General features: G+C 46.4%; 12 protein-coding genes. 10 read left to right on the top strand and 2 right to left on the bottom strand.

Features of this window, described 5'->3' with window-relative positions; genetic code table 11:
• The first annotated feature begins 10 nt into the window (after positions 1-10).
• The 10 genes from H503_RS0102700 to lexA all read left to right on the top strand — a co-directional run bounded on the left by H503_RS0102700 (position 11) and on the right by lexA (position 9,486).
• On the top strand, positions 11-1,309 hold the full coding sequence (locus H503_RS0102700; protein WP_009014745.1) for a glycosyltransferase family 2 protein: 1,299 nt from the start codon (positions 11-13) through the stop codon (positions 1,307-1,309).
• A gap of 272 nt (positions 1,310-1,581) precedes the next feature.
• Positions 1,582-1,947: a hypothetical protein gene (locus tag H503_RS0102695; RefSeq protein WP_016459520.1), complete on the top strand. Its 366-nt coding sequence runs from the start codon at positions 1,582-1,584 to the stop codon at positions 1,945-1,947.
• A gap of 9 nt (positions 1,948-1,956) precedes the next feature.
• The gene (locus H503_RS0102690; RefSeq protein ID WP_014128466.1) at positions 1,957-3,117 is read left to right on the top strand and encodes a hypothetical protein; all 1,161 of its coding nucleotides are present in this window, start codon (positions 1,957-1,959) and stop codon (positions 3,115-3,117) included.
• Between the two features lie 16 nt (positions 3,118-3,133).
• On the top strand, positions 3,134-4,291 hold the full coding sequence (locus tag H503_RS0102685) for a M20/M25/M40 family metallo-hydrolase (RefSeq protein WP_009014747.1): 1,158 nt from the start codon (positions 3,134-3,136) through the stop codon (positions 4,289-4,291).
• A gap of 168 nt (positions 4,292-4,459) precedes the next feature.
• The gene (locus H503_RS0102680; protein ID WP_009014748.1) at positions 4,460-5,128 is read left to right on the top strand and encodes an HAD hydrolase-like protein; all 669 of its coding nucleotides are present in this window, start codon (positions 4,460-4,462) and stop codon (positions 5,126-5,128) included.
• A 5-nt stretch (positions 5,129-5,133) separates the two neighbouring features.
• Complete coding sequence (locus H503_RS0102675) at positions 5,134-5,940, top strand: S-methyl-5'-thioinosine phosphorylase (RefSeq protein WP_009014749.1); 807 nt, start codon at positions 5,134-5,136, stop codon at positions 5,938-5,940.
• 23 nt (positions 5,941-5,963) lie between these two features.
• Entirely contained in the window at positions 5,964-7,241 is a 1,278-nt protein-coding gene (locus H503_RS0102670) for an amidohydrolase (protein WP_009014750.1), read from the top strand.
• Between the two features lie 16 nt (positions 7,242-7,257).
• Complete coding sequence (locus tag H503_RS12675; RefSeq protein WP_248604826.1) at positions 7,258-7,641, top strand: hypothetical protein; 384 nt, start codon at positions 7,258-7,260, stop codon at positions 7,639-7,641.
• Positions 7,634-8,389: a hypothetical protein gene (locus H503_RS11740; RefSeq protein WP_248604825.1), complete on the top strand. Its 756-nt coding sequence runs from the start codon at positions 7,634-7,636 to the stop codon at positions 8,387-8,389. The genes H503_RS12675 and H503_RS11740 overlap by 8 nt, the downstream gene beginning before the upstream one ends.
• Before the next feature lie 452 nt (positions 8,390-8,841).
• Entirely contained in the window at positions 8,842-9,486 is a 645-nt protein-coding gene (gene lexA, locus H503_RS0102660) for a transcriptional repressor LexA (RefSeq protein WP_009014752.1), read from the top strand.
• A gap of 854 nt (positions 9,487-10,340) precedes the next feature.
• Here lexA and H503_RS0102655 read toward each other — a convergent pair.
• Positions 10,341-11,576: a methionine gamma-lyase family protein gene (locus H503_RS0102655; protein ID WP_014128461.1), complete on the bottom strand. Its 1,236-nt coding sequence runs from the start codon at positions 11,574-11,576 to the stop codon at positions 10,341-10,343.
• 3 nt (positions 11,577-11,579) lie between these two features.
• Positions 11,580-13,397, bottom strand: coding sequence for a GTPase HflX (hflX, locus tag H503_RS0102650; protein WP_009016293.1), 1,818 nt, complete (start codon positions 13,395-13,397; stop codon positions 11,580-11,582).
• Between the last annotated feature and the right edge of the window lie 4 nt (positions 13,398-13,401).

The following is a 13,401-nucleotide window of genomic DNA, read 5'->3' as shown; positions in this document are numbered from 1 at the left end:
GGAGTCCTTCATGACGAGTTACTTTGACATCATCATGATTCCGCTTCAGGTCATGATTGTATTTTTTACCATTTACTATTTTGTCCTGTCTTTATTCGGAATCCTGCCTGGAAAAAAAGAAAAGAAAATTACAACGCCGAAGACAACCTTTGCTGTCATTGCAGCAGCTCATAATGAAGAACGAGTGATTGGCGAACTAGTGGAAAATCTTCGCATGCTTCGCTATCCTGATTCCATGTACGAGATTTTTGTCGTAGCCGACAATTGTACGGACCATACTGCGGACGTCGCACGCAAGGCCGGAGCCAGCGTTCATGAGCGCTTTAATGATACGGAAAAGGGGAAGGGCTTTGCCCTTGAATGGATGTTCAAGCGGCTTTTTGAAATGAATCGTCAATTTGACGCGGTTGTTATTTTTGATGCCGATAACCTTGTCCATCCTGACTTTCTCATGGAAATGAATTCCCGCTATCAAAAAGGGGAACGCCTCATCCAGGGGTATCTTGATTCCAAGAACCCTAATGATACGTGGGTAAGCGGTGTCTTTGCCATTTCCTTCTGGATCACCAATGCAGTTTGGTCCAGAGCCAAATACAATATTGGCCTTTCCAGCATTCTTGGCGGAACAGGGATGTGCATTGCCGTGGATATCCTTAAGAAGTACGGATGGGAAGCAACCTGCTTGACGGAAGATATGGAATTTACCATGAAATCCCTCTTGGAAGGCATTCCAACGACTTGGTGTGACAATGCGATTGTCTATGATGAAAAGGCCCTGACCTTTAAACAGTCTTGGAACCAGAGAAAAAGGTGGGTACAAGGCCACTTTGATGTGGGGGAACGGTATATTCCAAAGCTCCTGAAGGAAGGCATCAAAAAACGGGATATCATCATCCTTGACGGTGTCATCGATCTTTTTCAGCCTTATTTCCTCCTTCTTTCAACGCTGTTTGTCATTGCCAGTACAATCTACACCTATGTTCCATTTTACACGAACGTGCTCTATGCCATCCTGCCTTATGAAATCTGGCAGGTCATTGGGATTGGTCAGTACGTCATTCCTGCCGTAATCCTTCTAAAAATCCACGCAGCACCTAAATCTTGGTTCTATACCATCTTTTATCCGATCTTTGTTTATAGCTGGATACCCATTACGGTGCTGGGATTCCTTCACCGTCATGAACATGTATGGAGCCATACGCTTCATACGAGGGGAATCAGTTTCAATGATGTACTGGTTCCGGAAAGTTCCGAACACGGACCCAAGCAGATTATCCTTTCCAAAGAAAAGGATAAGAATAAATCCTAAACAATGAACACCCTTTACCGTATCAAATGAAACAGACGGGAAGGGTGTTTTTTCTATTTTCCTCTTCTTTATTGACACAGCGCGATAAAGAGGTGTAAGGTAAGATTTACATTTTCCATGCGCAGTCTAGCAGCAGAGAAGAAAAGGGGGAACCGGATAATGACGAAAAAGATTGCTTTCATTGGCAGCACTCATTCTGCCTATTATCCGTATTGAAATAGAACAGACGAGGAAGCTCTTTTCTTTGCGCCTTCGATATGATGGAGCTTATTATGGTACCCGGACGGATTACGTTTGCAGCCATCCTTTACCCACAGTGCCGCGACGATAGGACTCTTGCCGTTCACGGTCTATTTATCAATCTTGCTTTCGGAACCTCTGTAACAACCCCTTATCTCTTCATGTTTGTCAATCGACTGATCATAGCTGGAGCCATTATATCAACTAGAGTGATGATCAGCATCTTCGTTGGTTATTATGGTGTCCACAGGCCTGCTGATGCCCATCGATTGCGGTACCTGCTCTTTTCCTATCATCAGTATGCTGGGGTCAGCCCTTTGTTTGGCTCTCATTACGCTTTTGACCATTTTTCTTTACCGGAAAAAGGCCACCGAAAGAATCTGTCAAGTTATTTGTGAGGTGTGATTATGCCTGGTATCCTTGCCATAACGATTTTATTTTTTCTTTACGCCTTGAGCGAAATCATCGCCCTGCGTTCAAATGCTGTTCTATCAACGGTTCTTGGGATTTCCGTAATCCTAACCATCGGTTTTTGGTTCAATCTCTTACCCAAGGATATCATTCAACTTGCCCATATTCCAGGAATCGGAATGCTGACCGTGGGAATGCTTCTTGTCTCCTTGGGCACCACCATTGATTTTGCTGAACTTCGCCGTCAGTGGAAGGTGGCAGCAGTCAGTGTGATTTCTGTTACGATGGCCGTTATTTTTATCATCTATTTAGGCCCATTTTTCATGGATGGAGCCCTTGCCATCGCAGGGTCTCCCATTTTTGCCGGCGGGAACGCGGCCATGCTCATTATCCTTGACGCGGTACAGGAAAAAGGAATCGAGACAGTAGGAACCTTCTGTCTTGTCCTTCTCGTGACACAAAAATTCTTCGGGATTCCTATTGCTTCCCTGATGCTGCGCCATTTGGCCAAAAATCTCAGGGACGACGTGGATTTCGTAAAACGCTATGCGTCGGAAGGGGAAGAAAATAAGGTCAAAAAGCCGCTCCGCCTTCCCAGTCTTTTTGATCGTCCTTCCGTACACCTTGCAAAATTATCTTTTGTTGCTTCCATTGCTTATTATGCTTCAAGATTCACGGGTGGGGCGGTTCATTACCTTGTCATGTGTCTTCTTCTTGGGACCCTTTTTTACGCACTGGGATTCTTGGAAAAAGGCATCCTTCAAAAAACACAGTCAAGCGGCATCATCCTTTTTTTCGTTACCATCGTGATCTTTTCTTCTTTGAGCCGGACAACCCCGCAGGAAGTGCTCTCCGTCCTTCCGCCGCTTGCAGCTACGGCCTTATTGGGTATATTGGGGCTTTTTACGGCGGGGCTTGTGACAAATAGGCTTTTTTCCCTGCCTTTTCCCCTTTGCGTGAGTCTTGGCGTGACTTGCACCTTTGGTTTTCCTACAACGATGCTTGTCTCTCAGGAAGTATCCGCTGCCATGGGAAGAAATGAGGAGGAACGTGCAGCCTTGCTGCACTACCTTCTCCCAAAGATGCTTGTAGCTGGTTTTGTCACCGTTACCATCACATCTGTCCTGCTTGCTGGATTTGTCGTCACACTATTGTAAGGAGGAATCTTTGCCAATGGAAGACAATGAAAAACTGACACACTACCTATATGGACATGAAAAAGAAATGCTATCGCTGTGGAAAACCCTTGTAGAAACAGAAAGCGGGCCCAAACAGCCAACTGGGGTTGAATCGGTAAGAAGCCTTCTTGCAGGAGAATTGGCCGCCATGGGATTTACCATACGGCTCCAAAAAGTCTCGGGCGCCCCGGACCTTCTTATAGCGGAACGGGGAAAAGAGGAAGGGGAGGGTCCCATCATCCTCTCCGGCCATATGGATACCGTTTTTCCGGAAGGAAAAGCGTCGACCTGCCCTTTTTTCATTGACGAAGAGGGGTATGCTCACGGGCCTGGTGTCCTAGATATGAAGGGCGGGCTTGTCGTAAGTCTCTATGCGGTTAAAGCCCTTAGCGCACTGTCGCTCGTCACGCCTCCAATTAAATTTGTTTTTGTAACGGATGAGGAAACCCTTCATATGCACTCCAATGCAAAAGCCGTGCTGCGCAGGGAAATTACAGGGGCAAAAGCCTTTTTAAACTTTGAACCTTGCGCCGAAAACGGACAGGTCGTTCTCTCACGCTATGGCGGCGGTCCTGTATCCATCCATGTACATGGATGTGCAGCCCACTCCGGTACGAGCCCTGAAAAAGGACGTTCCGCTATCTTGGAAGCCGCTCATAAGATCATTTATCTGGAAAGCAAAAATGATATCTCCCGAGGAAAATTGATCAATTGCGGAGCCATCGATGGCGGTATTGGTGAAAATACGATTCCTGGGGAATGTACGCTGCGTATTGGGGTCCGCTACCGCACGGAAAGCCTAGCCCAGGAAATCAAGGAAAACCTAAAGGAGGCCACGGCAAGCCAGACCGTTCCCGATACGTGGGCGGATCTTGATTTGACCCATCTGATTCCTGCCATGGACCTAAAAGAAGGGGGAAAAGGCCTGATTGTGAAGCTTCAGGAAGCGGCCGCCTTTTATTCCATGAGTCCAATTAAGGGCATTCAAGTAGGCGGCTTATCCGATGCGGGTCTTGCCGCAAGCCTGGGGATACCAACGCTTTGTGGAATGGGTGTCATTGGTAGCGGTGCCCATACGGATGAAGAAAAAGCCCTGGTCAGTTCCCTCTTTGAACGATCGGTCCTTGCAGCTGCGTTGCTTCATCTTTTATAAGAAAAACCCCTCCTTCTGCTGACAGAGGGGTTTTTCTCCGAATTTGACGCAAAGATGTCCCTGACTTTTCACACCCTTTGGGACGTTCGCATTTTATTTCAACGGTAAATTATGGTAAAATGAGTTGTTATCAGATGAAACGTAAGCGACACACACAAGGAGCCATTCATGACCATTTCAGGAATCTTATTTGATTTTGATGGAACCCTTGCCAATACAACACCCCTCATCCTTCATTGTTTCCATCAAACCTTTTCTCATTTTTATGGGAAGGTCCCGCCTGATGAGAAAATCTTGACGACGTTTGGTCTTCCTATGCCTCAGGCCATGCTGCAGCTGAGTGGTGGGGATGAAGCCCATCTCGACGAGCTGCTGACTTTTTATCGGACGTATCAGCTTTCTGTTCATGATGAAATGATCCGTCCCTTTCCTTCTGTTTTGGCTGGCTGTCAGCGCCTAAAGGAAAAGGGGATCCATTCCATCATTGTGACAAGCAAGACCAATGAGACTTGTGAACGGGGACTACGCTGTCTGGGGCTTTCTCCCTATATAGAAGGTGTGATTGGCGTACGGGATACAGCCCTTCATAAGCCTGATCCAGAACCCAGCCTTCTTGCCCTAAAAAAGCTAGGACTTTCCGGTGAGGAATGCCTTTGTGTCGGTGACAGTCCTTATGATCTAGTGAGCGGAATGCGAGCTGGATGCCGTGCTTCAGTCAAGGTCGGGTGGTCCAGCTTTGACCCCATACGTTTCCAGCAAGAAATAAAACCGAACTATACGATTGCATCTTTACCGGAACTTCTCCCTATCATTGAAAGTTTGAATCAGCAGAGGTGAACGTTATGCGCAAAATTGGAATCATTGGGGGTACAGGTGTCGAAGATACCTCCATATTTGGAACGCTGTCCCTCATTACGGTAGAAACCCCATTTGGTACGGCGGAAGGATTTGCAGGCAAGATCGATGATACATCTGTTTACTTCATTGCTCGTCATGGCAAGGGGCACAGTCTGCCGCCGCATCGCATTCCATATCGTGCCAATATCTATGCGTTGAAGAAGTTGGGTGTAACGGAAATCTTATCTTTTACCGCTGTAGGCTCCCTGAATCGCGGCTTGATTCCTGGGACGTTTGTCAATACGAGTCAAATCCTTGATTTTACAAAATCGCGCGAGCATACTTTTTTTGATGGCGGTGTCATGCCGGTCTGCCATGTTGACTTCAGCTTTCCCTATTGTCCAGTCCTGCGGGAGCGGCTCAACGGCATCCTCACAAGACTTGGCGTACGACACAGTAAAGCTGGCTGCTATGTAGCTACAGAAGGGCCACGCTATGAAACTGCTGCCGAGGTTCGGATGTATGGACTTATGGGCGGTGATGTAGCAGGGATGACCCAAATGCCGGAAGCCGTCCTTGCAAGGGAAGCAGAGATTTGCTATGCCAATTGCAGCCTAGTGACCAATATGGGATCCGGTCTTTCTTGGACGGCCCTATCTCATGAGGAAGTTGTTGCCATGATGGATGAAAATGCCAAAACCATTGCTCGCATCATCCATGCCTTCCTAACAGAGGAAGAACAGACCTTGGCATCTTGTCACTGCCGGGAAGCGGCTCATGCTGTGGGTGGTTTTCCCATTGATAAAATCTAAAGAAAAGAGGGTACAAGCAACAGATGTTTTACGATACCGTGATCCAAGGCGCTGAGATCTTGGATCGAAATGACGGAAAAACCTATCAAGTTGGGATAAAGGATGGACGCATTGCCTATATCGGTCAAGAGCCGGTTCAAGGCAGCCTCGTAATCGATGGCAGAGACCATCTTCTTGCGCCGGGCTTAGTAAACGCCCATACTCATATCGCTATGACTCTTTTTCGCAGTTATGCCGATGATATGCTCCTTATGGACTGGCTGCAGGACAAAATCTGGCCCATGGAGAATCATCTCACGGGAAATGACGTGTATTGGGGCAGTCTCCTTGGCATAGCGGAAATGATCCGTACAGGTACAACGGCATTTGCCGATATGTACTTCTTTATGGAAGCCACGGCCCGTGCCGTGGCTTCATCGGGAATCCGTGCTGCGTTATCAAGGGGCCTTACCGGGTCTTCCGCAGCCGATGGCAAAGCCCGTCTTGATGAGAATTCAGCTCTATTTGATACGTGGAACGGCGTCGAAAATGACCGGATTCATGTGATGTATGGCCCCCATGCGCCATATACCTGCGCTCCGGAATATATTTGCAGCATCGTAAAGGAAGCGGCCCGAAAAGGAGCCGAAATCCACATGCATCTTGCGGAAACAAAAGGGGAGGTGGCGGACTGTCTCAAGAAATATGACAAATCGCCCATTGCCTTGATGGAAGAACTGGGCTTATTTGAGCTGGGAACCCTTGCTGCCCATTGCGTCCATGTTGATGACAAGGATATGGAAATCCTAAGGAAGCATCATGTACGCATTGCCTCCAACCCGCAGAGCAACCTTAAACTGGCAAGCGGAATTGCCCCCATCGGCCAAATGCTCCAAAAAGGCATTGTCCTCGGTCTTGGAACGGATGGGGCATCAAGCAACAATAATCTGGATATGCTTGAAGAGGTACGTCTAGCCTCCATGCTGTCCAAAGTCAAAGAGGATAATCCTAGAAGCGTGCCCGCTAAAACTGCAATCAAATGCGGAACCCTAGAAGGCGCCAAAGCCATCGGCTTTGATGAAGTGGGTGCCGTCACAACAGGATACAAAGCAGATCTTGTCCTTTATGATCTGAAAGAACCGGAATGGTTCCCCCGCAATGACCGCTATTCCCTTCTTTGCAATGCCGCCAGTTCCCACAGTGTCAGCCATGTTTTTGTAGATGGAAAATTGCTTTATGAAAACGGCGAATATCTGACCCTTGATTACGAAAAAGTTTGCGCCGAAGCTCAGCGCTGTGCTGAGCGACTTTCCAGGGCCTAAAGGGGAGGGGAGAGAAGTGAAAAAACGGATAGCTGCACTCTTTACGGCAGCCTTTACAGTCCTAGGCCTCAGCATCCAGCATCCTGCCATGGCGGCCGCTCCGCAGCGCTATACACCCAAAAGCGGTGGCTTTACCATGACCATTCCGCCAGGCAGTACAGAATTGTATCATACAAAAACAGGTGTTCGCTTTAAGGTTGGGGAAGACTTTCTCATCAGTGCGGATCTTTATACACTGCCCAGTTTTATTTCTGTTCCCATGAAACAATACTCAGGAGAACAGAAACGGGAACTTTCGAAATTCCTTAAGAAAATCCAAGATGATCAGGATAATACGATTGTAGGCATGGATGATAAGGCCACTGGCCAAACAACTGATAAGGGCAGCTCTTTTGCGTGATAAACTTCACGGAAAAAAGAACAACCCATCGGCTCAGTTAGAAAAAGAAATGCAAGCAGGCTGCTATGATTTTCGCAGTGTTCCCAAAGATCCAGAAAAGACAAGACGTCCCTTTATCATTGGACGGGCATACCAAACGCAGAAAAATAATCTATGCGTTGTAACGGTCCGTACAACACAGGCCAATGAAGAAGCTGGCAAGGAAGCCTTAAAAGCAATCACAAAGGATCTAGATCTGAAAAAGATCCATTATACGGATGAAAATATCCTAACCGACCCCAACCTCGGATTCCAGATGGAAATTCCCAGTGGGTGGCGTATTTATACACTGCGTGCCGATAATGTCCTTTTTGGACGCAGCTTGAGCAGTGTCCATACGGATTCCATGATGATCCGAAGGCTCAGCGATGACAGTTTCAAGGAATTAGGGTCTGCCACAAAGGCGACTATCAATGAAGCAGAAAAGAACTTCATCGAAAAAATCACAAGCTATACACCCAATATTACAATCCTTCATCATGAACCCATCATTGTCGGTGACCTTCGCGGAAGTCTTTCGCAGTCGACCGATAATGAAGACTTAAAGAAAGTCTTCCTACTCAATGCATATCTCCTTAATCCACAAGGTGAAGGTTATGTTATCCACTTTCAAACAGATGATACCATCAACTATGACCTGAAGCTCAGTGCATTTAAACGAGCCGTACAGTCATTTACACTTCTTGGTCAAAAAAAGAAATCAACTTAAGAACGGATACAATCCCGGAACGGCTTAGGAAAAGAGGGTTCCGGGATTTTTTTTACGGCCTTTATTTTTATACCATTTTACATAATATATATTATAGGACGTAAAAATTTCTGCTTAAAAAATGCTTTTTCTGTTCCCCACGTCCTTAGCTGCGTACAGTTTTAAGTGGCTGCAGCCAACCATTCCTGCAAGCTACACTCCTATCTAAAATGACAATCTTCTTTTACGTATCTTAATCTCGGAATTCTCTTAGCGTAAACTTTATTTTCTTTTTCCTTAATCTATCATGATTTTTACTTTTGCATTCCGTTGTTCGTTTTTCTTTTATTATCTTTATTTTATTCATATTTTCTTCTCTTTTACTAAACGTACGTTTGACTATTATTTGAACTCTTGATATACTACTACATATAGTATATTTCTTTAAAATACCTTGTATGGGAGGCTTTCTTATGGGCAGACCTAAAGCAAATTCGATACACGCTAATGGACTTACGGACCGTCAGGAAATGATCCTTGAATTTATTCGAAGTTATATCTCTGAAAATAACTATCCCCCATCCGTCCGTGAAATTGGTAAGGGTGTTGGCCTGGCCTCCAGTGCCAGTGTTCATAACAATATGAAGAAGCTTGCGAGTTTAGGTTTCTTGAACTGGGATACGGATAAACCCCGTACGTATGGACTTGTTTCTGATGAAGCCTGGCGCAAGAAGGAAGTAGTTGGCGTGCCTCTTGTTGGGGCTGTTCACGCCGGCGATCCCATTCTTGCTGATGAACATATCGAGGATATGTACCCCATTCCAACAGAACTTCTCGGGACCAAGGACGATGTCTTCATGATGGTCGTCGAAGGCGATAGTATGAAAGATGCCGGAATTCTTGACCGGGACTATGTTTTTGTTCGCCGTCAAGATTACGCCCAAAATGGGGATATCGTGGTTGCTCTTTTAAATGGAGAAGAAACGACGATAAAACGGTATTTCCGTGAACTCAAACAGATTCGTCTAGTTCCGGAAAATAGCGCTTATTCACCCATCGTTGGTACGGATAATATTAAGATTACCGGAGTTGTTGTAGGTGTTTTCCGTGTTCTTTGATTGTTTCCTGCTCGTTTACGATAGATAATAAGCCATGAAATTCCCAACAAAGGTTTCATGCCCTTAAAACGCTTAAATTTGCGTTTTAAGGGCTTTTATCTATTTTATGATTAAATATATGCATATTTCAATAAAACCGCCTCTAACATAAAATATAGAGGCGGTTTTATTTTTCGAAAGAAGCACTTTTTCACATTTTACCTCTTACTACTATTTTGATGTTATATAGGATGCTTTTTCCTATGGCTCCCACTTGCTCCTACTTTTCTCATGATCAGCTGTTTATTATTTTCATTTTTCTAAAAGACTACTGTTCATTTCTTCATAAGACGAACTGACTGTCTTTCTTATAATGGCCCTACAGATATGGAAATCTGGCTTATAAGCTCAAATCTGCATTTAGAGCATGTTTTCTCATAAGAGGTGTCTATCATTTTCTAAAATCGTCTTAGAAGAGAAATATGGTGACATATGTGCTTATTTATCCATAACGATCCAGCACCCAGCAAAGGTCAAATGGAGCAGTCAATCTTGATTTATTGGAACAAGAAGATTGGACAGGAGGCAAAATGGGCATAAAGAAAATACGTAGATTGCCAAATAAACAGCAAGGTGAGTAAAATCCGATCAGAGGGGATCCGCAGCTTAGAGACAGCAGCTCTTTTGCTATACAGGAACAATTCCCTTTGGTCCTTTAAAAGAATCCTGTCTGGGATGCTGTGAGCGAGAAATCATCAAGTGACGGCCTTGTCTTGGAAACTTAAGTAAAATAGGAGAGGGGAGGGATTTTTCTATCCCTCCCCTCTCCTATTTTACTTTTATCCACAATCTATGAATCAATTGCCGCTGCACGATTATTTATCCATGATTTTTCTTGCTGCTTCCATAATGGCAATGTGACCGTGTTCAAAAGTCAGGCCCCCTTGAAGGTATACCGTAAAGGGTTCGCGCACAGGGGCATCAGCACTCAGTTCTATGGAAGCCCCTTGGACGAAGGTGCCGGCAGCCATGATGACTTCATCCTGATAGCCCGGCAAATGGCTGGGTACAGGTGTTACATGGGCATCAACGGGAGAACTTGCCTGAATGGCCTCACAAAAGCGGCAGAGATTTTCCTTGGTTTTTAGGGTAATCGTTTGGATGATATCGCTGCGGCGTTCTTCTGGTAGCGGAGACACTTCGAATCCGAGATTCTGGAATACGGAAGCCGCAAAAATCGAAGTCTTGATGGCCTGAAGGACTACATGAGGCGCAAAAAACAGGCCTTCATAAAATTCACGGGCCGTATCCCCAAGCGTTGCTCCCATTTCTCCGCCTAATCCTGGCGCCGTGAGACGATAGGAAGCAAGTTCGACAAGATCCTTGCGTCCCACGATATAACCGCCGGTCGGAGCAATACCGCCGCCTAGGTTCTTGATGAGGGAACCGGCCATGAGGTCAGCACCGACTTGGGTTGGTTCTTTATCTTCGATAAATTCGCCATAGCAGTTATCGACAAAGCAGATGATATCAGGCTTAACCCGTTTGACTGCACTGAAGATTTCTCCGATTTCATCGACAGTCAGTGTTTTGCGGACGCTGCTGTAGCCGCAGGAACGCTGTACGTGGACCATCCGGGTCTTGTCGGTAATTGCGGCCACAATGGCGTCGATGTTGGGATGATTGGCAATCATGGGGATTTCGTGATAGCTAATACCCTGATTGACTAGGGAGCCCGGGGTCTTGATGGGGGAACCAATGATGGTCTGCATCGTATCATAGGGCTCTCCCGTAGCTCCAATCAGCTCATCTCCCGGCTTTAAAACACCTAATAAAGCAACGGCAAGAGCATGGGTACCAGAAACGAATTGACTTCTTACAAGGGCTGCTTCCGTGCCGAAGAGTTCCGCATAGATTCCATCCAGTTCATCCCTTCCCGTATCAGAATAGGCGTAGCCCGTGCTTGGTTTCAGGTAATAATCGGCTACTTGATGATTACGGAATGCTTTAAGGACCTTACGAGTGTTGAGAAGGGCAGTCTTTTCATGGATAAAGCTCGTCTTTTGCACCTCAAGCAAGGCTTTCTCTTCGATTTCATCCCAATTGATCATGTTTTATGTTTCCTCCTTTAGATAAGGGGCATAGTGCTTTACATCATGTTTATCCAAACGGACTTTCATAAGGGCTCCCTTTTCCCCGTAACTTTCGGATAGGACCGTCGCTTTTTCGTGAAGCTGAGCCGAGAGCTTTGTTTCTGTATAAGGAATCAGCAGGGTCACTTCCGTCTTTCCTTCATTGAGAAAGCTTGCAATCTTTTTAATAAGGGCGGGGATTCCTTCTCCAGAGCGGGCAGAAATGGCGAGGGATTCCTCTCGATCAAGCCGCTTTTTTAGCCCCTCATGATCCGGCAGCTTATCGATCTTATTGTAGACGGTCAGGATTGGTGTATCTGTTACACCAAGTTCCTTTAAGACGCTTAGCACCGCTTCCTCCTGTTTCTCGTGAAGTTCATGGCTCACATCGATCACATGGAGCAGGAGATCTGCCCCTTTTACGACTTCGAGCGTCGAACGAAAAGCGGCCACTAATTGATGCGGCAGGCGTTGAATGAAGCCGACCGTATCTGTCAAGGTACAAACTTCCTTATTGGGCAGGCTGAGTTGCCGCGTTGTTGGATCAAGCGTTGCAAAAAGTTGATTTTCTGCATAGATTTCTGAATGGGTAAGGGCATTCAGCAGGGAAGATTTACCTGCGTTTGTATAGCCCACAAGGCAGACTTGTTTGATCCTGCTTTTTTCCCGGGCTTTCTGCTGCGTCCGGCGTGCCCCCTTCATCTTTTCAATCTGGGCTTCTAAAAATCCGATACGGTCACGGATCCGCCGGCGGTCCACTTCAAGTTTAGTTTCGCCAGGGCCCCTTGTTCCGATGCCGCCGCCCAAGCGAGACAAACTGGCGCCCTGCCCCATGATGCGGGGCAGAAGATACTGCAGTTGAGCCAGTTCCACTTGAAGCTTACCTTCACTGGTTCTGGCCCGTTTGGCAAAGATGTCAAGGATAAGGCCTGTTCGATCAATGATCCGGACACCTAACGCTTGTTCCAGGTTGCGTTGCTGGGCCGGAGAGAGGTCATCGTCAACAAGGCATAAATCAATATCTTCCTGTTGAGCAAAAAGGGCCATTTCCTCAACTTTCCCCTTTCCAATAAAAAATACTGGATCTGGTTTGGGACGGGACTGGACAAATTTAGCTGCGACAATGGCCCCTGCCGTTTCTGCTAGCTGTGCCAATTCTTCAACGGAATCTTCAACACAATAGCGAGAACAATCCTCTCCCCAATGAAGGGAAACCAGCATGGCTCGTTCTACTTCTTTTCCCGTTTTTTCGCTGCGTGTCTTTTTTCCTAAAATTCGTTCAATCGTCTGCAAGAGCGTTCCATAAGGAATACGGGCAGCTTCTTTGGCAGAATAAGGTCCAAATTCCTCGGCAACTGGCACTCCATCATCAGTAAGGTCTGTAATCAGGCCTAAAGAAAGAAGGGGCATCGCTTCCGCATCTTTCCAAGCAAGAGCCGCCATGCCGTCAAGACGCAAATTTTTAAGTGTGGAAATATCTACCCCACTTAAGCGAGATGTGCCGGACGGATGAGTATGGATTGCAGTGATTCCTGACAAACGCCACAGAGAACGCCGGCTTCCCGTATCCTGAAGGGAAACTGCATGATCACTGCCAACTGAAACACTGGAAATTATTCCTTTGCGGTCCACATAGACAGAGACTTCGCGTCCAATGGATTCCGAAATATCACGCAGAAGGAGGGCCAGTTCCTCCGAAATGAGCTGGCCCTGATCAAGATGCAGGTCGTAGAGCGATTGAAGCTGCTCCAAGACCCGTTTTTTAATTCCCTCCGTCTTCCCGTAGACGATGTTATCCATGGTG

The sequence above is a fragment of the Acidaminococcus intestini DSM 21505 genome (genome assembly GCF_000425045.1).
Lineage (GTDB): Bacteria > Bacillota > Negativicutes > Acidaminococcales > Acidaminococcaceae > Acidaminococcus > Acidaminococcus intestini.
Note: the sequence above shows the minus strand (reverse complement) of the source record. Positions and strands in the feature narration are given on the sequence as shown.